Below are 23281 nucleotides of genomic sequence, written 5' to 3'. Positions count from 1 at the left end.
ATGCCCAATGACTAATGACTAATTCAATCGTTGCCCTTATTAGAGATGAGAAATGTTTTCTTAAGAGCGAGGTTAACTCGCAGTGCTAGAGCGATTGTAAAAACATTGCTCATAGCGATCGCTACTGTGACATTTTACTTCACCAGCGATCTAGCCCTTCCTCAATCAGCTGCCGCCTATCCATTTTGGGCACAGCAAACCTATCCCGAAACCCCCCGCGAACCAACAGGGCGAATTGTTTGTGCCAACTGTCACCTAGCCGCCAAGGTTACAGAAGTGGAAGTTCCCCAATCGGTGCTACCTGACACTGTATTCAAAGCTGTGGTGAAAATCCCCTACGATCTGTCCGCCCAGCAAGTTGGTGCCGATGGTTCTAAGGTTGGCTTGAACGTCGGTGCAGTACTGATGCTACCCGAAGGCTTTAAGATTGCTCCTGAAGACCGTCTTTCCGAAGAACTTAAAGAAGAAGTTGGCGACACTTTCTACCAACCCTACAGCGAAGGCAAAGATAACGTCGTCATCGTCGGCCCTTTACCCGGTGAACAGTATCAGGAAATCGTCTTCCCAGTTCTTTCTCCCAACCCCGCAACCGACAAAAACATCCACTTCGGTAAATATTCAGTTCACGTAGGTGGTAATCGGGGACGCGGACAAGTTTATCCCACAGGCGAAAAGAGCAATAACGCTGTTTACAACGCTTCCGCTACTGGCACAATTACCAAGATTGCCAAAGAGGAAGATGGAGACGGTAACGTTAAATATTTAGTAAACATCCAATCTGAATCGGGTGATGTTGTCGTTGATACGATTCCTTTAGGGCCAGACCTGCTTGTTTCCGAAGGGCAAGCAGTTAAGACTGGTGATGCTTTGACCAGCAACCCGAACGTCGGTGGATTCGGTCAAATAGATGCAGAAATCGTACTGCAAGACGCTTCCAGAGTCAAATGGATGATTGCGTTCATCGCTCTTGTAATGTTGGCTCAAGTTATGCTTGTGCTGAAGAAGAAGCAGGTTGAAAAAGTTCAAGCTGCCGAGATGAATTTCTAAATTCTTTGCGAAATCATTATTTGTAAGACAGGCAAGATGCCTGTCTTTTTTATATGTTATGCTTCCAAGTCTATTTCTTAGTTAGATTAGAAACTGATAATGAATGTTAATCTTGATGAAGATGAGGGCATTATAATGAGACTTTTCCTTGACTTTTTGATGAATGATGTTATGCAGAAACCTTATAAACTAATTCCTTATACTCAAGAAATGAGCGATGAAATGGATGAGTTACTAGCTGATGTAATTATAGATTAATGGCTTTTTTATCAATTAATTAGATTAGTTAATTTACCAAACGCTAAATGATTAGTAGCTGTATTTGAAAGTTATAAATATGGGGACAGATATACATCTTTACGCAGAGATTCATAGAAATGGAAAGTGGGAACCCATTCCCGAACCTGTAAAAAAAGAATGGTCTAAAGGAAAAACTGTACCTGTAGAATCTACTAAAATTGGACGACCCTATAAATTATTTGCGGCACTTGCTGGCGTTTGTCAAGATAATCTACGCCGAACAATGTACGCTGTCGTTGAGCCGATTTCAGAACCACGAGGTTTTCCTGAAGATATGAATGATTTCTACAAGAAATCTTTTTCAGAAAACCAATGTGGTTTGGATTTTGGACATTCTTGGTTATTGCTTCAAGAGATTATTGGTTATGATTGGGAAAATCAGTATGTAACTCAATGGGCATACGTAAAACATCAGTATGCACACTTATTTCAGGATAATGCTTCGTTTCCGGCTGAGTTTCCAGCAGGAGAAAAGCTCTATTTTGTGCTGCCAAACTGGAAACAAGAACCTGAAACAACTGAAGTATCTTGGGTGACAAGTTATAAAGAATATGTAGGTTGTTCTGAACAGTTTATTAAAGAACTTCTCGAATTAGGATCTCCTAATGAGATAAGAATAATTTTCTGGTTTGATGCATAAGTTAAAGTCTGATAATTAAATTGATGTGCGGGTACCTACAACTTAAAACAAGGTTAAATTAAATCTAGCCCTAGTTGAGTTGAGGTATCCGACCATGACAGCCTCAGTAGAGTATATCCCCGTTACCCCGATTGAGTACCCAGATGAGGATGGTAAGCCGATGGCTGAAGGAGATATCCAGTTCAGTTACTTGGCTTATGCAATAAATGCGCTACGGATTTATTTTCAAAATCATCCAGATGTATACGTCGCTGGTAATCTATTTATTTACTACGAAAAAAATTATCCAGAATCAGTTGTCGCACCAGATGTATTTGTAATGTTTAGAGTGGAAAACCGTGACAGACGCTCTTACAAAACCTGGGAAGAAAATAATCAAACCCCAGATTTTGTTCTAGAGATTACCTCAAAAAACACCCGCAGCAAAGACCAAGGTGCAAAGAAAGGAATTTACACCTTTCTGGGAGTGCGTGAATATTTTCAATATGACCCCACTGGCGATTATCTCAATCCCCAACTCCAGGGTTTACACTTGGTAGATGGGAATTATTTCCCAGTGGCAACCAATATCTTGCCAGATGGTACAGTATCCCTACCCAGTGAAGTTTTGGGTTTAGAGTTACACTTGGAGGCGGGAAAACTGCGCTTTTACAATCCAGCTACAGGTCAAATACTCCTAACTCATGAAGAGGAAGCAGCTGCACGACAAGCCGCAGAAGAGGATCGACAGCAAACGGAGCAAAAAGCGCAAAGATTAGCTGCTAAACTCCGAGAATTAAATATTGATCCAGATAGCCTTTAGCTAATAATATAGGGTGAGCAATGCCCACCCTACTGCTGTTAATTATTTTTTGTGAGACTATAGCGGACGGTAGACGCGATAGTTGATTTCGGGGAAGATATTATCCATTAACTCGACTTTTTCCAGCCAACCACTGTCAACTTTGCCAACTTTAACGTCTTCATAGAGCTTATTGAACCGCATTAGGTGCGATCGCGTCCGTCTAACTGCATAGGGTACCATCGTTCCCGTCCGCATAATAAAAGCCCAGTCAGAAGATTGTGCTAATAACAATTCCCGCGCCGCTTGGTTCAATGCTTTTTCCCCCAACTCATCCTCTGGTTCTAGGTGCGAAATTTCAATCATCCGTTCAGCAGCTTTGTGCAAATGCGGATAAATCCATGCATTCGTTTCATTCAACCAATACTCATGGAAACCCTTGAAACCCCAGCTTGATTGCGAAGGACGACAGACTTGTTGCGTTGGCTGTTCTCGCAAATAGTCTGCTAAATGGGTCATTTGATATGTTCCTTGGTCATGCCACGACTTGCGGAATAGGTAATCGATAAACCAAGGGCCTTCATACCACCAATGTCCAAACAACTCTGCGTCATAAGGCGAAACGATAATTGGCGGACGTTGCATTATCCCATAGAGATGCTCAGATTGCTGCTCTCGATTATACATAAAATTAGCAGCGTGTTCTGCGGCCTTTTCCCTAGCCCAATACGGATCGTAAAGCGCCTTATCTGACAGCCCTAAGCCACGCCCAGTAATTTTATGATACTTAATACCCGTATTTTTCCGCTGGCCATTGGGCATAATATAGGGCTTAATATACTCATATTCTGCTTCCCAGCCCAAATCTTTGTAAAATTCCCGATATTCCGCCGCCCCAGGATAGCCCACCTCAGAAGACCATACCTGTTGGGAAGATTCATGATCTCGGCCAAATACAGCAACACCAGTTTCTGTATAAATGGGGGCATAAGTGCCAAAGCGTGGACGGGGACGGGCATAAAGGATGCCATGTCCATCAGTGAGGAAGTAGCGTAACCCAGCATCAGCTAGCATCCGGTCTAAACCTTCATAGTAGGCACATTCAGGCAACCAAATGCCTCTGGGTGCTTGTCCAAAGGTTTGTTCGTAATGTTCGCAGGCTACCTGAATTTGCGCCCACACTGCTTGTGGATACATTTTCATCAACGGTAAATAGCCGTGAGTAGCGCCGCAAGTGATGATTTCCAGGTTGTTGCTGTCTTGGAACTTCTTAAAAGCTGTCACCAAGTCCCCGCCGTAGCGTTCCCATAGCTGACGTGCTTCGCTAAACTCAGTCGCGTAATGTTCGGCTAAATAACGAAGATGTCCGTTGTTGACATTATGTTCTGCTTCTAGTGCTATAAGTTCTTCTAGTTGAGCTAAGTGTGCTTCGTAGCGTTCTTGAAGCAAAGGATCACGAAGCATCGACACTAAAGGGGGTGTCATACTCATCGTGATTTTAAAGTCGATACCGTCTCGCTTTAAGCCTTCAAATACTTTCAATAAGGGGATGTAGGTTTCTGTGATGGCTTCATAGAGCCATTCTTCCTCCAGCACGTAGTCACTTTCCGGGTGACGAACGAAGGGTAGATGTGCGTGGAGTACAAGCGCGACGTAGCCGATAGCCATAGTGATTTTGGGGTGATACTTGTAAGTTGAAGGTCGAGAGGTTTGGCTGAAATTAACAATATTTTAAGACTTTATGGGGATCGTAAGAATAGTTTTCAATTGAGTTAATTACAGTGCTTGTGAGGGTACAACATTTGTTATGCCTTCACTGCCTTTTGTTATTAACTAGTTGTAATATGTGCCTATTTGTTTATTGTATAATCCTGCACTGAAAATATTTACTCTGGTTCAAGACCTTTGGCTCGTAAGCGTTCTGTCAATTTTTCAGCTAACTCGCCTCAACAATTCAAGGTGCATTAGCCTACGGCATAACACACCCTACTTCAAGTTTATATTTCTTCACATACATTGAATTTTGATCGCCGACTTACTCAATTGCGGGTTTGCTTCTTCTCCCGGCAATATTCTGGCTTAACGTGTGCTTCTATAGGAGACTCACGTTGGTTTAAAAAAACGTCATTTATAACTGAGTCTTTTGAAAAGTTTGGCAGTATTTTTTACTTTCTAACTTTGGTTTGTACTGACTCTGACCTTTGCCTAGCTAGTTGGTGCAGCTGAGTTTAATGAGCGATGCTTACTGCGGGCTACGCCTACACCAGAATTATATAAAAAAATGCTGAACTCTAACGCCGAAACCTGGTAAAAGTGGTGATGTGATTTCGTCATCAGCCAGCAAGGTTGCGATCAGTTTTAATTGAGCAGCTTCTCGGCGATAAACTTCTAGCTGCTGTAATTGCCAATTTGCAATCCAATATTCTTGGACTCCTGTGGATGAGTATAGTTTTAGCTTGGCTTCTCGATCTCGACGTTCGTTAGTTGTCCCAGGAGAAAGCACTTCTACAATCAATTCTGGCGCTCCTCTCAAATGCCCTTCTTCATCTAGTAATTGTGCTAAACGCTCATGACTAATCCAAACTACGTCGGGTATGACATTATCAGCATCTGTAAAAATTATGGCGGGAGTTTGACGGGTTTCCCCTAGCGCACTAGAGCGAGACCAAATTTGTAATTCTAAGCATATATTGCCCGCAGTGCCTTGATGTCTCCAGTGAGGCGCTCTAGTCACAAATAGCTCTCCGTCAATAATCTCATAGCGCTTCCATTCGTCAGTTGCAAGTAATTCTAAGTCTGAAGTTGTCCAACGGACTTTATCAGATATTGTTTGGTTCATAGCACTATTTTTCTATGCCTAGTTTAGAGATAAAATTCTATTTTTCAGAATATTTGCTCAGGATCAATACCTGCGGCTCGCAAGCGTTCTGCTAATATTGCAGCCCGTTGACGTTCTTGTTCTAATTGTTGATTTGTTTGCTGTAACTGTTGGTTTACCTGCTCTAACTGCTGGTTTGATTCTTCCTCTGGCAACATCACCAGCTGTCCATCTGGGGTAAAAAAGCGTAATTTCCCTAAATATACTACCAAATAAAGCCCTAACTGCTGACTCCACAACCAACCCGACTCAGTGGGTACAAGGTCTTGATATTGCCCATCAACTAAGTGAAATCCCTGTAGCTCTAGGTTATTTGGGTCAAACCAAAAGTAATCTGGAGTGCGAAATGTATTCTGGTAAATTTGCTTTTTTAAACCTTTATCAACCGAGGCAGTGGAATTAGATAATAGCTCAATAATCACATTGGGGTATTTGCCGTCTTCTTGCCATACAACCCAGCTTTTGCGGTCTTTTTTCTCTGTATCTAAAACCACAAAGAAATCCGGCCCTCGAAATTCTTCTGACTTTTTCTGATTGGGACTGAAATAGATCGTCAGGTTGCCGGTAGCATAAAAATCTTCGCGATCGCGCCACCACCATTTAATCAAGCGAATGAGTAAATCAATTTGTTCTCGGTGTAAGTCAGATTCCAAAGGGGGTTCGTCACTATAGATATCACCTGGTGGGAAAATTATACTCTCAGTGACATCTTCTAAACTAGGGGTGGCAGCAAGGGGCTGAGACATAGAAGATAGTTTTTATGTTTGTATCTATGCTATCGTGACCAACCTTTGCATAGAAGTGCTACACCGATAGCGTAGCGGTAGCGAGTCCGCGAGCGTCACAGCCCATCGTAGACATTGCACTCCTTATTCTTCATCCCGATATAACTCCTGCAAGTCTTGTAACTGAGTCTTTCGGGAAATCCGGCGATATTTTTTACTTTCTAGTTTGGGTTCGTATTGACTCTGCCCTTTGCCTTTGCTTTTACTTTTTAGCTTCATGGTGGATTCTGGATCAGCTTGTTGGTGTAGCTGTGTTTGATGAGCGATCGCAGCGTCCAAAAATTCTAAATAATGTTCATATCGTTCCCAGTCTCCCCGCACCGCACATTCAGGCTCGTCTCGATGCAGACAATCACTAAATCGACAGCTAGCAACTGCTAACCGCTTTCTGGCTTCTGGGAAATAGTGGATTAATTCTTCTGGGATACAATCCATATCCGGCTGATTAAAACCGGGAGTGTCTGCCAGCAAACCACCGCTAGGCAACTCAAATAATTCTATATGGCGAGTGGTATGACGACCACGAGCCAGTTTACCAGAAACTTCTCCAACTCGCAGCTTGGCAGAGTCAATTAGCGTATTAATCAGGCTGGATTTGCCAACGCCGGAAGGCCCAGCGATTACAGTAATTTTATTGCTCAGGTATTTGGCTGCTTGGTCAGTATTAATACCATCTTTAACACTGATAAATATTGGTTCATAGCCCCAACCGAGAAGGCGATCGCTAACTTGCTGCTGTTCCTGCAATGAAACTAAATCACTTTTATTCAAACATAAAAGTACATCCAAGCCAGTAGACTCAGCTTTAATTAGAAACCGACTGAGTTGATAAGGTTCCAAAGGTGGATCGGCAACGGCAAATACCAATAGGATTTGGTTAACATTGGCGATCGCCGGACGATCTAATTCGCTTTGACGGGCTAGAACATCAGCGATCGCACCCCGTCCTCCAGCCCAATCTGGTTCTTCTACCACAACGCGATCGCCTACCATCACCTGTTGTCCGATTTTTTTCAGACGTGTTCGCCGAGTACAGAGAAGCAGGGGAGGCAAGGGGGCAGAGGGGCAGAGGGGCAGAGGGGCATTTAAATTCAGTTTCTCCTCTGCTCCCCTACTCTTCTGCTCCCCATCCTCTTGATCCAGCTGTACTCGGTAAAAATTAGCCTGTACAGCGACCACCGTACCCAATAACTGTCCAGTTACAGCAAAATTTTCCCCTGTCATTGGCCAGCAAGTGGACGGCGCACTAACAGAGAAAAATAACCAGCACAATCTGTAATTTGTTCCACCTGATAACCTGCCATTGTCAGACTATCGGGAACTTGCTCAATCGGCTCACCAGGGTCTAGCCAGACTTCTAGCAAACCTCCCAATGGCATTTTTTCCAGACGTAATTTTGTCCGTACAAAATTAATTGGGCAAGGAGTGCCGCGTAAATCAAGTTGAGCATCGGGAGTTGAAACAGAAGAGGGCTTGATCACTTAAATAAATTTCCCAAAAATCCTTCTAGACCGCCTTTACCAGTGCGATCTCCCTTAATTTTAGCCAGCTTCTCCAACAGTTCCCTCTCCTCTGGGGTGACTTTATTGGGAATATCAATTAATACGTTCAGCATGTGATCCCCACGACTTACGGGATTACCCAAGCGGGGTACGCCACGATTTTCCAACTTCATCACCGTATTTGGCTGGGTTCCAGCTGGAATGATCAGTTCCACTGGGCCATCTACCGTATCTACCTCTAACCGACAACCTAAAATTGCTTGCAGGTAGCTAACTTTGATTTCCGAGAGAATATTAATCCCATCCCGTTGGAATTCTTCGTCCTCATTGACGAACAAGTAAACATACAAATCCCCAGGAGGGCCGCCGCGCTGACCGGAATCTCCTTCACTAGAAATCCGTAAGCGTGTGCCATTATCTACCCCAGCCGGAATGGTAATTTTGAGTTTCTTTGTGACTTGATTTGCGCCCTTACCATCACAGGCATCACACTTATCTTCAATGACCATCCCAGTGCCATTACAGGTGGGACAAGTCGAGACTTGGGTGAAACTGCCAAAGGGTGTTCTCGTGACACGGCGGACTTGACCAGAACCGCTACAAGTTGAACAAGTCCGAGGGCGGGTTCCAGGTTTAGCACCAGAACCGCTACAGACTTCACAATTTTCTAAATGTGAAATGCGAATTTCTTTTTCGCCACCAAATACCGCTTCCCGAAAGTCTAACTTCAGGTCTAGCCGCAGGTCATCGCCCCTCGCAGGCCCACTGCGCCGTCTTTGTTGCGTGGGATTACCCATACCGCCAGCAAAGCCACTAAAAATGCTTTCAAAGATATCGGCAAAACCACCCATATCGCCGACATCTTGAAAGCCCGAGCCAGCAGCACCCGACACACCCTCTGGCCCAAAGCGATCGTAACGAGCGCGGGTTTCGGGTTCCGAGAGTACCTCATAAGCGCGGTTAATTTCTTTAAAGCGATCCTCCGCCCCCGGTTCTTTGTTCACATCTGGGTGATACTTCCGGGCTAAACGGCGATAGGCTTGTTTGATTTCTTCTTTGTCGGTGTCACGAGAGACACCCAGGATTTCATAATAGTCGCGGGCCATATAGCAAAGGTAAAAGTTAGAAGGAAGAAAGCAGAAGTCAGTAGAACGTCACTCACGGTCGCTTGCTACTTTACGGGAAGGCGTTTTGCTTTACAGAATATGCAAGAGCAACACAGTATCCTTTAAAGGGAAGCTTGCCGGAGTCCAGGCAGAAGATAAAATTAATTTTTGTTAATAACTGATTTTACCCTTTACCTTTTACAAAAATCACCGACAAATCTTGAGCACAGGTGCTTTCCTCGTGGGAGACGACAAAAGCTATAGAAGTTAGGAACAGGGGAAGCCTCTGCTCAGACTTCTCACTGCCGAGTCGGCTGTCTCTTTTACAATTGTGCTACTTAGGAGAGGAAAACCCCGCCCATCAACCAGAGGAGCTAGCCGCACCATTAGGTGTGGAAAACCACCCTTATGCAATGGAAGTACATTTGAACTGGCACACTGCCTAGCTCAAAGTAATTTGCTTCTACAATCTAGCAAACTGCTGGGGTCTTGTGAAACTTCGCTAAATATTTAGATATAGCTAAGTGCTGAGTGCTGAGTGCTGTTAGCGGTAGCGGGGCGTTTAGCCCGTGCTGAGTAAAAACCCAGTTGTTTCAAGACTTTGAGCAATCAACACTGTCCTAATCTGTGTGACTACGGCTATATATTAAAATGTCTTAATGAAAATTTGCAACCTAGGGGATTGGGGAAGAAGCAGGGAGCAAGGGAGAAGAATTTTCCCCTCTCCACCAATGCCCCATTCCCAATGCCCAATGCCCAATGCCCAATGCCCAATGCCCCATTCCCAACCCTTAATCTATCGCCTCATAATCAGCCTGTGCGGTACTTTCTTCGTCAAAATCAAAATTGAATTGTGGTATTAGTGTGCCATTCATTGGTGAGTCTACTTCTGGGGTAAAGTGACTACCTGAAGACTCCTCAATCTCATCACTTTGATTGTTAGCTCGATTGTAGACATCAGCACCAATTGCAAACAGGGTTTGTTGGAAGTCGTCTAAGCGCTGCTTAAATTCCACTGTGGAAATGCTGGAGTCAATCATTGCAGCTTGGAGTTGTGAAACTTTTTCACTAGCCAAGGTTTTCATCTGGTCGCCGATAAAGTTGCTATTATCCTTGATGGTGGATTCATAGCTGAACAACAGATTATCTGCTTGGTTTTTGAGTTCAACCAGTTCTTTACGTCTTCTATCTTCTTCGGAAAACAGTTCGGCTTCTTGGCGCATCCGTTCGACTTCGTTGGTACTCAAGCCACCTGTATTGGTAATTCTAATACTCTGTTCTCTACCAGTACCTTTGTCTTGGGCAGAAACCTTCAGGATGCCATTAACATCGATTTCAAAGGATACTTCAATTTGCGGTACACCACGGGGCGATGGGGGAATTCCTGCTAGCAGAAATTTGCCGAGACTCTTGTTATCTCGTGACATTGCCCGTTCACCTTGGAGGATATGAATTTCTACAGAGGTTTGCCCATCAACCGCTGTGGAAAAAACTTGTGATCTACTCGTAGGAATTGTGGTGTTGCGCTCAATAATTTTGGTGAATACTTCACCCAAGGTTTCAATTCCCAAAGATAGAGGGGTGACATCCAATAGTAAGAGATTATCGACTTCGCCACCCAATACACCTGCTTGGATAGCCGCTCCCAATGCTACAGCTTCGTCAGGGTTGATGGAGCGATCGGGAGCTTTGCCGTTGAAAAACTTAATCAGGGCATTTTGGACTGCGGGAATACGCGTAGAACCACCTACCAAAATAATCCGATCTATGGCTGATGGTTTAAGATCCGCATCTTTGAGCGCTTGGATCATCGGTTCGATGGTACCTTCAATCAATTTCCCTGCGAGTTCTTCAAATTTAGAGCGGCTGAGTTCCATCTCCAGATGCTTTGGCCCGCCGTCATCAGCTGTGATAAATGGCAAGTTGATGGAAGTACTTACCATATTGGAGAGTTCAATTTTTGCCTTTTCCGCTGCTTCCCGCAGGCGTTGCAATGCCATCTTGTCTTTGGAAAGGTCGATTTTCTCTTGTTCCTGAAAGCGTTCCATCATCCAAAGGACAATCGCATTATCAAAGTCGTCTCCACCCAAGTGGTTGTTACCACAAGTCGCTTTAACTTCAAAAACGCCATCCCCAAGTTGCAGGATCGATACGTCGAAGGTACCGCCTCCCAAGTCAAATACTAAAATTAGCTGCTCTTGGTCTTGCTTTTCTAATCCGAAAGCTAAAGCCGCAGCTGTTGGTTCATTGATGATTCGCAGGACTTCTAATCCTGCGATCGTGCCAGCATCTTTAGTGGCTTGTCTTTGAGCATCTGTAAAATATGCTGGTACGGTGATCACTGCCTGAGTGACTTCCTCACCCAAGAAATTTTCTGCATCCTGCTTCAGCTTTTGCAGGATCATAGCAGATAGTTCTTGTGGCGTGTAGTTTTTTGAGCGAATTTGGACATCAACGGTATCATCTCGACCTTTGACACAGTTGTAGGGGACGCGATCGCGTTCTACTTCAGTGTCTTCCCAACGTCGCCCGATAAATCGTTTAATACTGTAAATTGTGTTTTCAGCATTGGTTACGGCTTGGCGCTTTGCCAATTGACCAACCAAGCGATCGCCACTCTTCCCAAATCCCACAATACTTGGAGTAGTTCGTCCACCTTCAGAATTGGAGATCACCAGTGGTTGACCGCCCTCCAAAACTGCGACGCAACTGTTAGTAGTGCCTAAGTCGATCCCAATAACTTTTCCCATATTTGACAGTATTTTTACTGAGTCTTTCTGCTGTAATGTGTCGCGGACTAACTTTTTTTGCTCCGAACCAAGGCTAGCGGATAACGTCTGTGGAACCCCTGTTACTGGTAGCAAGAGAGAAGGTGAAACACAGAGAGTTATCCAAAGCCTTGTCCTTGTATAGGTACGCGATGCTTGTTCTTGCTAGAACCCAGGCACTTGAGGTCAGCGAGGCGAGCGATTACAGCTTAACTGTTGGCTGAACTCGACTGATCTTCTGATGCCGCAGGGCTATCTTCCTTGGGAGCAGCTACCTTGACCATTGCATGGCGTAGCACGCGATCGCCTAAGAAGTATCCGCGCACTAACTCTTCTAACACTGTTCCTTCAGGATGTTCATCCGTAGGTTCCCGCATTACTGCTTCATGCAAGTTAGGATCAAATTCTTGACCTTCAGGACGCATTGGTGATACACCCAAGCGCTTCAGGCTATCTACTAATTGTTTGTAAACGCCTTGGTAACTTTTGTGCATGGTCATTTCGCCATCAGATTGAGGTTTCAGGTGCGATCGCGCCCGCTCAAAATTATCGACCACTGGCAGCAATTCCAAAATCGTATTCCGCTTCACCTGCAACTCTAGGTCTTCTTTTTCTTTACTAGTGCGTTTCCGATAATTCTCAAAATCAGCGGCAATCCGCATATATTGAGTACTACGCTCCTCTAGTTGCGTTTTAACGGATTCGATTTGTTGAGTTAGTTCTGCCAAAGCTGCCGTTTCCACTTCAGTTTTCTCAGTTGCAGCGACGCTATTTTCGGAATTGAGAGTAGCAGTATCCCCTGACATATTTGTTTGGGCTGCCACTTGCTCTGTCACCTCGCTTCCAGATTCATTGAAATTAATTTGGGCTGGGGAGTCACTCTTCATTGCTTGCTTTACCTCTGTTGGTTCACCCAATTGCTGGCTTGTATTGTTTATCTGTTTATTTTCATCCATCATTATCTACTCATTCCAGATCCTATTTATGGCAGTGTATCTCTACAGCTTGCAACCGTCGTCATCCACGACGTGCCGCTGAGGCTGATTTTGTTGCCGACAAGTTCCTGGAACTGATATAACCGTCATCTTATTGTGACAAATGGTGAACACGTTAGCCCAGACGCCACTAAGGCGGGAACCCGAACGAGTAGGACTGGGGACTGGGTATTAGGGACTGGGGATTGGGGAGATTGGTCAATAGATCCGCGCTATAGGGGTTTAGCAATGCTTATTTGAAATCTTTTTTTCTTTTTCCATAGCTAAAGGCATTGGCTTTGGGATTTTTTATGCTGTTAGCTATAGCGCAATAAGCTTGGGTTAAGGGCTAATAGTAGAAAATTGTGGGTTTTGAGACGCGATAAATCGCCGTCTCTACAAGTATTTTGGTCTTATCTGAACTGTATTGAGCTATCGCTAACAGAACTGTTTCGGAGACTTATGACTTTTTTGGCAAATGAGAATTCTGTCTCACAGCCTGGGAATACTTTAAGCAGAGGTTTCCCTACTCATTCGCTCATTTATGAACTCGTCACCACAACGGCGCAGTACCGCTCTAACTACCAGAACAGAGTTTTCGCCTTTTGGCAACAAGCTAGTGCAATCTGGCTATGTCAATACCGAACAGATGAGGCAGGCATTAATTGAAAGCCGCAAATCTGGCAGACCCTTAACGGAAGTCTTAGAGTCAATTACTGGGCAACAATTATCGCCTGAGTTACTCAGGCAATACAAAAAACAACAGCTATTTGAACTGAAAATACTATACGGAGTTGAATTCCTTGATCCGGAAGTCAACTCCGTTGGCAACACGATGATGGGGAACCTGATTGAAACCCTCATCCCAGTGGATATCTGTCGTCGCCATCGTTTAGTACCACTATCAAAACACGAAGACCAAACCCCACCCTCAGTTTTAGTGGCGATGGTCGCTCCAGATAATCTAGAGGCTTCCGATGACCTGAACCGCATTTTGCGCCCCCAAGGCTTGGCGTTGCAGCGCATGGTGATTACACAGGAAGACTATCAACAGCTAATCAACCAATATCTGGATGAAATGGCTGTTAAGCAGAAGCACCTGGAACAAGAAAAGTTTACAGATATTAATCAGGATTTAGAAAACCTCGGAAATCTCGATCTTGCAGATGCTCCTGAAGAAATGGAGGCTGATCTAGGGGCAGCGATGAAGGGTGCAGAGGATGCCCCAGTCATCAACTTAGTTAACAGAATCCTGGCTAAAGCTTTGCATGAGGGCGTTTCTGATATTCATATAGAACCGCAAGAAGAAAACTTACGCATTCGCTTTCGGAAGGATGGCGTATTACGTGAAGCTTTTGATCCCCTACCGAAAAAAATCATTCCAGCGGTGACAGCCCGATTTAAGATCATCTCCAATCTAGACATTGCTGAACGCCGTCTACCCCAGGATGGACGCATCCGGCGGATGTTTGAGGGACGCAAAGTGGATTTCCGGGTGAATACCTTACCCAGTCGCTACGGGGAAAAGGTGGTGCTGCGGATTTTGGATAACTCCTCCACCCAACTGGGATTAGATAAGTTAATCACCGATCCAGAGACTTTACATATTGTCCAGGATATGGTTAGCCGTCCCTTTGGGCTAATTTTGGTGACTGGGCCAACTGGTTCTGGGAAAACAACCTCGCTATATTCTGCATTATCAGAAAAGAATGATCCCGGTATTAATATCAGTACTGTGGAAGACCCAATTGAATACAGCCTTCCAGGGATTACTCAAGTACAGGTGATTCGGGAAAAAGGGCTAGATTTTGCTACCGCATTGCGGGCTTTCTTGCGGCAAGATCCAGATGTGCTACTGGTGGGTGAAACGCGGGATAAAGAAACGGCAAAAACAGCCATTGAGGCTGCCTTGACCGGTCACTTAGTATTAACTACCTTACATACCAATGATGCCCCAGGTGCGATCGCTCGTTTGGGAGAAATGGGGATTGAGCCTTTCATGGTTTCTAGCTCCCTAATTGGCGTTCTCGCTCAACGTCTGGTGCGGCGTGTATGTTCTGAATGTCGTGTTCCCTACACTCCTACAACCGAGGAACTAGCTCGTTATGGTCTATCAGCTTCCTCTGATGTGGGAGTCACCTTCTACAAAGCTAACACCTTGACATTAGATGCGATCGCTGAGGCCAAAGGCAAAAATCAGCTTTGCTCAAAATGTAATGGTATCGGCTACAAAGGGCGTTGTGGTGTTTATGAAGTTATGCGAGTCACCGAAAACCTGCAAACTCTCATCAACGAAGATGCACCCACAGAACGCATCAAGGAAGTGGCAATAGAAGAGGGCATGAAAACCTTGCTGGCTTACAGTTTGGACTTAGTGCGTGAAGGTTCCACCACTCTAGAAGAAGTAGAACGAGTGACGTTTACTGATACTGGTTTGGAAGCAGAGTTAAAAGCCAAACGCAAGACTGGTCTTACCTGTCGGAGTTGCGATGCCACATTGAAACAAGAATGGCTGGATTGTCCTTACTGTATGACACCTCGGTTTTAAGACTAATAGTCATTGGTCATTAGTCATTGGTCATTAGTCATTAGTCATTAGTCATTAGTCATTGGTGAATGCTTAATAACTTTAAACAACTGACAAATGACAACGGACAAAAGACAAATAACAAATAACAAACATTAAGAGGAAACATAAATATGGAAATGATGATTGAAGACTTGATGGAGCAGTTGATTGAAATGGGTGGCTCGGATATGCATTTATCCGCAGGTTTGCCTCCCTATTTCCGCATCAGTGGCAAACTCACCCCCATAGGTGAGGATGTATTGACAGCAGATCAATGTCAAAGGCTGATTTTTAGTATGCTCAACAACACCCAGCGTAAAACTCTAGAGCAAAACTGGGAGTTGGATTGTTCTTATGGTGTTAAGGGTTTGGCTCGCTTTCGGGTCAATGTCTATAAAGAACGTGGTTCTTATGCTGCTTGCTTACGGGCATTAAGTTCTAAGATTCCTAACTTTGAAAAATTAGGTTTGCCAGATATCGTGCGGGAAATGACAGATAAGCCCAGAGGGCTAATTCTGGTAACAGGCCCTACAGGTTCCGGTAAGACAACTACTCTAGCGGCAATGATTGACTTGATTAACCGCACCAAGGCAGAGCATATTTTGACGGTGGAAGACCCAATTGAATTTGTCTACGAACCAATAAAAAGCTTGGTTCACCAGCGGCAACTGGGTGAAGATACTAAGAGCTTTGCTAATGCCTTGAAAGCAGCTTTGCGGGAAGATCCAGACATTGTTCTGGTGGGAGAAATGCGCGATTTGGAAACGATTTCTTTGGCAATTTCTGCTGCGGAAACAGGACACTTGGTATTTGGCACGCTACACACCAGTTCTGCTGCACAGACAGTTGACCGGATTATTGACGTTTTCCCTCATGAAAGACAAACCCAAGTGCGGGTGCAGTTGTCTAACTCCTTAGTGGCGGTATTTAGCCAAACCTTGGTGTCCAAGAAAAACCCTAAACCTAATGAATATGGTCGGGTGATGGCTCAAGAAATTCTGATTGTCACTCCTGCTATTTCCAACTTGATTCGAGAAGGCAAAACATCTCAAATCTACTCAGCTATTCAAACTGGTGGCAAATTGGGAATGCAAACTCTGGAGAAGGTTTTAGCCGATTTTTACAAAGCAGGAACGATTTCTTTTGAAGCGGCGATGTCTAAAACTTCTAAGCCAGATGAAATTCAACGTCTCATTGGTAATTCTACACCGCAAGCAGCTGCCGCAGGTGCGAAACCTAGTGCGACTGCCAAAGCGCATTAAAGAGACTGGGGAAATGAGGAGGATGAGGGAGTAGAGAGGAAGTTGCAGTAAGTCTTTCCCTTATGCCCCATGCCCCTCTAGAGTGCCCAGTTATGAGTACTGAGTGCTGAGTTGGAAATCTCACTTCTTTACTCAGAACGGGATAAACGCCCCGCTACCGCTAACGAAACTGTTTTGCCCCATGCCCAATAAATAACGACTATTTTGAAAAAATTAATTTATGCCAAACTACGTTGCCCGTGTTCGGGATTCTCAAGGAAAATCCCGAACAGAAAAAATTGTTGCAGAATCCTTGACGCAAGCTCGTACTAATCTCAGAGATCAAGGTTTTGTAATCCAAGAACTCAAGCAATCTCAAGGATTTCAGCCAGATGTTGCCTTCAAAAAATTCCAGAATTCCTTAGTGAAGGTTTCTGTGAAGGACAAAGCCGTTTTTTCTCGTCAATTTGCCGTTTTGATGAATGCGGGAGTTGCGATCGTTAGAAGTTTAGGGGTACTTTCCGAACAGTGTAGTAATCCTAAACTGAAGCAAGCTCTTGTAGACATTAGCAACGATGTCCAAAGCGGAATGAATCTTTCAGAGTCAATGCGGAAGCATCCTGACTGCTTTGATGGATTATATGTGAGTATGATTCAAGCTGGTGAGGTTGGTGGTGTTCTAGACGAAGTATTAAATCGTTTAGCTAAGTTGTTAGAAGATGTTGCCCGCTTACAAAACCAAATTAAATCAGCATTGTCTTATCCAGTGGTCGTGGGTTTCATAGCAGTTGCTATCTTTCTCGGTATGACCATTTTTCTCATTCCCGTTTTTGCGAAGATTTTTACAGAGATCGGAACTGAATTACCAGCTCTAACGCAATTTTTGATGGATGCTAGTCAATTTTTGAGAAGTCCGAAGGCTGTGGTACTTTTCGGTGCTCTTGTAGGACTGAAATTTGCCTTTACACAATACGGTAAAACTCCTGTTGGTCGCATCACAATTGACCGTCTTTCCCTCAAAATGCCATTATTTGGTGACTTAATTCAAAAATCTTCGGTTGCCCGCTTTAGCCGGACTTTTGGTTCTTTGACTCGTTCAGGTGTACCAATTTTAACTTGCTTGGAAATTGTCCGAGATACATCAGGAAACCAAGTAATTGCCAATGCCATAGACGCAGCCCGCATGGAGATTCAACAAGGAGGAATGATTAGCCTTGCTTTACAAAAAGATGCCGTTTTTCCGGCTATGGCAATTCAGATGATTAGTATCGGAGAAGAAACTGGAGAATTAGATGCCATGTTGATGAAAGTTGCAGATTTCTATGAAGATGAAGTCGAGCAAGCTGTAAAAGCAATGACTAGTATTTTGGAACCGGTGATGATTGTAGTTCTAGGGGGAATGGTTGGAACCATTTTGCTAGCGATGTATCTACCGATGTTTGCGGTATTTGAAAAGATGGGATAAAAGATTAATAGTTAGGAGTTATAAGTCATGAGTTAGGAATTAAATTTTTCATTCCTAACTTTTAACTCTTAACTGATTAATTTTATTCTTAACTCCAAACTCTTAACTCCGAACTATTTAATAAACTATGACTGTGCAAAAATCTCAGTACGAGGCGAGTTTGGCAGAGTACAGCAATCATCTAGCTGCGATCGCCTTACTAAAGCAATATCGGCCATACTTGGAGATGATTCCCAGTCTGCGCCGTCCTGATGAAAGTGTCATCACTATCCCCTTGCCAATTGTTCGGCTTCGCAACACTGCTACAACAGTCTCACAAACGATTTGCTTACCCTGTGATGTGGCAATTTTGATGTGCGATCCTGAGTGGAAAATCAAAACTGGAGCCGAAATTTTAGTCTTTATTCATCGTGCTCACGAAGACTTTTCTGATTTGTTGGGACGTTGGCGACAAACCCAAGTTTTCCTCGATAATGATTATGAGTGGCTGATGCCTCTCCGGCACAGTCATATTTTGAGTGAGGGAGCGAATACCATATATCCTTTGTTTATCGTTTTTAGTGAGACTTTAGAACGCATCCAAAGGGGCCTTGTGGGAGCCGAACTCCCATTTATTATCCAAACACCAGATTTGCTACTTGACGAAAATTTCACAGATATTTTCTCTCCAGAAATTCCACCAGCTTAGAAAAAGTTAGGAAATATATAGGAATTCGCTTTGATTTCTGAACTAATTTGCGTAGGTAGGCAATAGGCAATAGGAAAGAAGGCTTCTTAGTTGTACTGGGTTTTTTCAGGAATCAAATATGAGTTTTATACCAGTTTTGTATTAAAAGACATATTAGTATTTAAGTACAAAATTGAACTTTGGACACAAATATTGAATCTGCACTCTAGCAGTAAAGTGGCAGACTTAAAGACAGCGACATAAAAAGAGTCACAAGTAACTTGAATTCAAGGTTTGTAGTGATGGCTGAAGCCATCATTACAAGCAAATATTAATATTTTTATTTATAGCAATACGATTTTATATTTGAAAAAATTTAAGTATACGTAGGGTGCGTTAGGACTTTGTTCTAAGAGGATGTTTTAAAAGTCCTCTGGTTGGTAGCAAAACGTTTTAGATCCCCCTAAATCCCCCTTAAAAAGGGGGACTTTTAGAGACTTTGCCCCCCTTTTTAAGGGGGGTTGGGGGGATCAACAAGTGCCTAAAATTACAGCCAACCACTTTTAAAACATCCTCTAACGCACCAAATTCTTTGGACGGTGTGTTACGCAACTTTTTCACACCCTACGTGTATTTCAATAAAATAACATAGTTTGATTTATCCTTGCCGACTTAGCTAGTTATACAAAAATTTATTTTTACTTTTTGAATTTTTAATAGGAGAGTAATGAGGATTTGGCAAAGATTCAGTAATCTTACTGTTGCCAATAAATAATTGTCGTAGAATTAGAGACATTTCAGAGCAGATATTTTATACTAATGAATCGTTTTTCTCAGAAAATAACGAATTCTCAAGATAGCATTTCACAACAAACTCAGTTGGGTCAGATGTGTGGTTCTAAACGTCTATTTCGCGATCGCTATGAAATACTGCAAATTTTGGGTAGAGGTGGTTTTGGCATTACGTTTTTAGCCAAAAATGCCGTATTACCAGGGAATCCTCTATGCGTCATTAAACAACTTTCTCCAAAAGTGACTAGTCCCCAAAGTTGGCAAAGAGCATGTACGCGCTTTGAAAAAGAAGCAAGAACTTTGGGCCAACTCGGTAGTCATTCGCAAATTCCCATGCTACTAGACTACTTTCAGGCAAATGGGGAGTTTTTTTTAATTCAAGAATATGTGCCGGGTTTGACTTTGGCACGAGAAGTGCGGCAAAATGGCCCTAAAAGCGAAGCCTCTGTCAAACAGTTTTTGCAAGAAATATTACCTGTATTACAGTATCTTCATAAACATCATGTGATTCATCGCGATATTAAGCCTCAGAATTTATTGCGGTGTGAGTATGACGGGCGGGTAGTGCTAATTGATTTTGGTGCAGTGAAACAGCACTTAGTTAATGCTTGTGAAAACTCTATCAATCAAGCTGTAAACACCAACTTTATCGGGACTAGAGGATTTGCACCACCAGAACAGTTTTCTCTACGTCCAGTTTATGCCAGTGATATTTATGCACTGGGTGTAACTTGTATTTATATGTTGACAGCTAAAAGTCCTTTAGAATTTGACTACGACCCAAATACTGGTGAGATATGTTGGCAAAAACAGCTAAATATTAGCGACAGTTTCGCCCAGATTTTAGCAAAAATGGTGAAACTTACGTTAGATGAACGGTTTAAGAGCGCTGATGAAGTGATGAAAGCCTTAAGTTATGAAAGCTATTTGCCTACTTTGGCTAACTGTCTAACTACCCAAAAATTAAATAATAAAAGTATTACGCAACACGAAATTACACAATACGAAAATTATGATGTATACGTGCCACCTGTAGCCAGAACTGCAAGTGCCATTCGGAAATGGAGATCAAGGCTTAAGGAAACAAGGTAGCATAGTTTAGTTGAAGCCTTTTTTTACCTAAAGTATCAAATGAATAATTAATCATGGGCAATTTAAAATAGCTAAAACAAATTTAGTAAGCATTTTAACTATATCTGCTCGTCAGTGATGATTAATTAATCAGGGTTTATCTTTAATACTTAGTAAGTTATCGCTTGCCAATATACAAGCAAAATTACTAGGTTTAACAGTTCAGAAAAATATTTCTATTCAGATTAATATATAATCGATAGAATAATTAATCTTATGGCTCTCGTAGTTTTCCACAGATGAGGAAGACTGACTACTATTTACAAACGCTAGCTATATAAGTAATTCCCCAATCCCCAGAACAGGGTTTTCTACCACAAGTAAGCGAGAGTCAATATTCTTAAGGGAAAGTTCGGGGCAAACTTAGCCTAAGTTGTCATGCAGTCGCGCCTGTCAGATCATGATCTGCTGCTTAAATCCCGATTGCCCAAATCCCCTGAATCCTAATGGAAAGAAGTTTTGCCAAAGTTGTAGCACCCCGTTGGTGTCACTTTTAAGAAATCGCTTCCGTGTCATCCGAGTCCTTTCAGATGAGGGGGGATTTGGGAGAACCTATCTATCAGAAGATGTCGATAAACTCAATGAACGCTGTGTTATCAAGCAATTAGCGCCGAAATTTCAAGGAACTTGGTCGCAAAAAAAGGCGATGGAGTTGTTTGCTGAAGAAGCGCAGCGACTACAAGACCTTGGGGAACATCCCCAAATTCCGACTTTGCTAGCCTACTTTGAACAAGATGGCTGCCTATATTTAGTGCAGCAGTTTGTCAATGGAGAAAATTTGTTAAAGGAGTTGCAACAACGCAAGGCATATAATGCTAGGGAAATTCAATCTCTTTTGCTAGATTTACTGCCCATCCTGAAATTTATCCACGATCGCAAAATCATTCATCGCGATATCAAGCCAGAAAATATTATCCGCAATAAAAGTGATGGGCGATTAAACCTGATTGATTTTGGCTCCTCAAAGCAATTTACCGCCAAAGTCCAGCAAAAATCGGGCACATCCATTGGTTCGCATGGTTATTCCCCCCTAGAACAGATTAGAGATGGTAAAGCTTTCCCCGCCAGTGACTTGTTCGGTTTGGGGGCTACCTGCTTTCATCTGCTTACGGGAAATTCTCCCTTTCAATTGTGGATGGAATCTGGGTACGCCTGGGTGAGTAATTGGCGGGAATATTTACGGAGTCCATTAAATCCTGAGTTAGATTTTGTCATCGACAAGCTTTTGAAAAAAGATGTCCATGAACGTTACCAGTCAGTCGATGAAGTTCTCAGAGACTTGACTCCCAAACAACTCCTCGCACTACCACCAGCGGGTAAGTCATCTGGGAAAATACCACCAACTAAAGCTCCATATTTACCAAAAAGTTATCCCTTACTGAAAACTTTCATCTTGGTAAGTGCTTTCATTCTGTTGTTCGGATTTCAAGAATCTTGGTATAAACATTTTCGCCGGATTCAGACTAGTTTAGTCTCTAGGCTGAGTCAGCATAATAGTTCTACCAAAGATGAAGCGTTTTTAGGTCAGTCACTAAATATTACTTTGGGAAAGGCTTCCTTAGCCAATACCCTTCAAGGACATGAAAATTCGGTTTTATCCGTCGCCATCAGCCCCGATGGCAAAACCATAGCCAGCAGTGGCGACGATCGCAAAATTAAACTTTGGAATCTCGCAACCGGAAGCCCAATCTCTTCATTTAACACCTATTCTCAGCAGGTGAATGCCGTGGTAATTAGTCCAGATGGCAAAACTCTGGTGAGTGGTAATGATGACAACACCATCAAAATTTGGAATTTGGGCACAGGAAAACAAATTCGCACTCTTACAGGGCATTCTGACTCAGTTCATGCCCTAGCCATCAGTGCTGATAGCCAGACCCTACTTAGTGGTAGTGATGATAACACCATCAAAATATGGGATTTAGCAACAGGAGAGCAAATTCGGACACTGGTAGGGCATACATTCTGGGTGCGATCAGTGGCCATCAGCCCTGATAGCGTGATTCTTGCTAGTGGGAGTTTTGACAAGACGATCAAAATCTGGAATCTCACAAAAGGGTACTCAATCCGGACACTAGAAGGAAATTCTCAAACAGTAACAACAGTGGCTATAAGTCCAGATGGTAAAACTTTAGCCAGTGGTAGCCGCGATCGCACCATTAAACTTTGGAATCTAGCTACCGGAAAAGAAATTCGCACACTGGTGGGACATGTAAACACTGTCACAACCGTAGCCTTCAGTGCCGATGGTAAAATGATTGCTAGTGGTAGCCGCGATCGCACCATCAAACTTTGGAATCCAGCCACAGGAGAAGAAATTCTCACATTGGCGGGGCACACTAACACAGTGACATCCGTTACCTTCAGTCCTGATGACAAAACCCTTATCAGCGGTTGTGAGGATAATACTATTAAGATTTGGCGTTTATCTCAGTGAGTAGGGATTGGGGACTGGGGATTGGGGATTGGGGATTGGGGACTGGGGACTGGGGATTGGGGACTGGGGACTGGGGATTGGGGATTGGGGACTGGGGAGAAATGACAAATGACAAATGACAAATGACAAATGACAAATGACAAATGACCAATGACAAATGACAAATGACCAATGACAAATGACAAATGACAAATCCCC

18 protein-coding genes are annotated in these 23281 nt (G+C 43.3%); 10 read left to right on the top strand and 8 right to left on the bottom strand.

Annotated features, from left to right (window positions below):
• Positions 1–45: 45 nt before the first annotated feature.
• The 4 genes from petA (at position 46) to ABF638_RS04670 (ending at position 2789) form a co-directional block, all read left to right on the top strand.
• Positions 46–1047: a cytochrome f gene (gene petA, locus ABF638_RS04685; protein ID WP_435020662.1), complete on the top strand. Its 1002-nt coding sequence runs from the start codon at positions 46–48 to the stop codon at positions 1045–1047.
• A 99-nt stretch (positions 1048–1146) separates the two neighbouring features.
• On the top strand, positions 1147–1305 hold the full coding sequence (locus ABF638_RS04680; protein ID WP_435020660.1) for a hypothetical protein: 159 nt from the start codon (positions 1147–1149) through the stop codon (positions 1303–1305).
• Positions 1306–1384: 79 nt separating this feature from the next.
• Positions 1385–1987: a hypothetical protein gene (locus ABF638_RS04675; RefSeq protein WP_435020658.1), complete on the top strand. Its 603-nt coding sequence runs from the start codon at positions 1385–1387 to the stop codon at positions 1985–1987.
• Between the two features lie 94 nt (positions 1988–2081).
• Complete coding sequence (locus tag ABF638_RS04670; RefSeq protein ID WP_435020656.1) at positions 2082–2789, top strand: Uma2 family endonuclease; 708 nt, start codon at positions 2082–2084, stop codon at positions 2787–2789.
• Positions 2790–2846: 57 nt separating this feature from the next.
• Here ABF638_RS04670 and ABF638_RS04665 read toward each other — a convergent pair whose 3' ends face one another.
• The 8 genes from ABF638_RS04665 to grpE all read right to left on the bottom strand — a co-directional run bounded on the left by ABF638_RS04665 (position 2847) and on the right by grpE (position 12766).
• Positions 2847–4436, bottom strand: coding sequence for a glycoside hydrolase family 57 protein (locus ABF638_RS04665; protein ID WP_435020654.1), 1590 nt, complete (start codon positions 4434–4436; stop codon positions 2847–2849).
• 601 nt (positions 4437–5037) lie between these two features.
• Positions 5038–5607 carry a Uma2 family endonuclease gene (locus tag ABF638_RS04660; RefSeq protein ID WP_435020652.1) on the bottom strand — a complete coding sequence of 190 codons (570 nt, stop codon included), beginning with the start codon at positions 5605–5607 and terminating at the stop codon, positions 5038–5040.
• Positions 5608–5651: 44 nt separating this feature from the next.
• The gene (locus ABF638_RS04655) at positions 5652–6392 is read right to left on the bottom strand and encodes a Uma2 family endonuclease (RefSeq protein ID WP_435020650.1); all 741 of its coding nucleotides are present in this window, start codon (positions 6390–6392) and stop codon (positions 5652–5654) included.
• A 123-nt stretch (positions 6393–6515) separates the two neighbouring features.
• Positions 6516–7655: a small ribosomal subunit biogenesis GTPase RsgA gene (rsgA, locus tag ABF638_RS04650; protein WP_435020648.1), complete on the bottom strand. Its 1140-nt coding sequence runs from the start codon at positions 7653–7655 to the stop codon at positions 6516–6518.
• On the bottom strand, positions 7652–7909 hold the full coding sequence (locus ABF638_RS04645; protein ID WP_069070283.1) for a sulfurtransferase TusA family protein: 258 nt from the start codon (positions 7907–7909) through the stop codon (positions 7652–7654). Before ABF638_RS04645 ends, rsgA begins: the two co-directional genes overlap by 4 nt.
• Complete coding sequence (gene dnaJ, locus ABF638_RS04640; protein WP_069070215.1) at positions 7909–9039, bottom strand: molecular chaperone DnaJ; 1131 nt, start codon at positions 9037–9039, stop codon at positions 7909–7911. The genes ABF638_RS04645 and dnaJ overlap by 1 nt, the downstream gene beginning before the upstream one ends.
• Before the next feature lie 791 nt (positions 9040–9830).
• Positions 9831–11789 carry a molecular chaperone DnaK gene (dnaK, locus tag ABF638_RS04635; RefSeq protein WP_435020646.1) on the bottom strand — a complete coding sequence of 653 codons (1959 nt, stop codon included), beginning with the start codon at positions 11787–11789 and terminating at the stop codon, positions 9831–9833.
• Positions 11790–12016: 227 nt separating this feature from the next.
• Positions 12017–12766 carry a nucleotide exchange factor GrpE gene (grpE, locus tag ABF638_RS04630; RefSeq protein WP_435020644.1) on the bottom strand — a complete coding sequence of 250 codons (750 nt, stop codon included), beginning with the start codon at positions 12764–12766 and terminating at the stop codon, positions 12017–12019.
• A gap of 559 nt (positions 12767–13325) precedes the next feature.
• On the opposite strand from grpE, the gene ABF638_RS04625 reads away from it, so the two are divergent.
• The 6 genes from ABF638_RS04625 (at position 13326) to ABF638_RS04600 (ending at position 23083) form a co-directional block, all read left to right on the top strand.
• Positions 13326–15329 carry a GspE/PulE family protein gene (locus ABF638_RS04625; protein ID WP_435020642.1) on the top strand — a complete coding sequence of 668 codons (2004 nt, stop codon included), beginning with the start codon at positions 13326–13328 and terminating at the stop codon, positions 15327–15329.
• Between the two features lie 152 nt (positions 15330–15481).
• The gene (locus ABF638_RS04620; RefSeq protein ID WP_435020640.1) at positions 15482–16612 is read left to right on the top strand and encodes a type IV pilus twitching motility protein PilT; all 1131 of its coding nucleotides are present in this window, start codon (positions 15482–15484) and stop codon (positions 16610–16612) included.
• A 220-nt stretch (positions 16613–16832) separates the two neighbouring features.
• Positions 16833–18056, top strand: a complete 1224-nt coding sequence (locus tag ABF638_RS04615; RefSeq protein ID WP_435020638.1) for a type II secretion system F family protein — start codon at positions 16833–16835, stop codon at positions 18054–18056.
• A gap of 127 nt (positions 18057–18183) precedes the next feature.
• On the top strand, positions 18184–18744 hold the full coding sequence (locus ABF638_RS04610; RefSeq protein ID WP_435020636.1) for a hypothetical protein: 561 nt from the start codon (positions 18184–18186) through the stop codon (positions 18742–18744).
• A 798-nt stretch (positions 18745–19542) separates the two neighbouring features.
• On the top strand, positions 19543–20607 hold the full coding sequence (locus ABF638_RS04605; RefSeq protein WP_435020634.1) for a protein kinase domain-containing protein: 1065 nt from the start codon (positions 19543–19545) through the stop codon (positions 20605–20607).
• 439 nt (positions 20608–21046) lie between these two features.
• On the top strand, positions 21047–23083 hold the full coding sequence (locus ABF638_RS04600) for a protein kinase domain-containing protein (protein ID WP_435020632.1): 2037 nt from the start codon (positions 21047–21049) through the stop codon (positions 23081–23083).
• Positions 23084–23281: the final 198 nt, after the last annotated feature.

Source organism: Nostoc sp. CALU 1950 (genome assembly GCF_051172895.1).
Lineage (GTDB): Bacteria > Cyanobacteriota > Cyanobacteriia > Cyanobacteriales > Nostocaceae > Nostoc > Nostoc edaphicum_A.
Note: the sequence above shows the minus strand (reverse complement) of the source record. Positions and strands in the feature narration are given on the sequence as shown.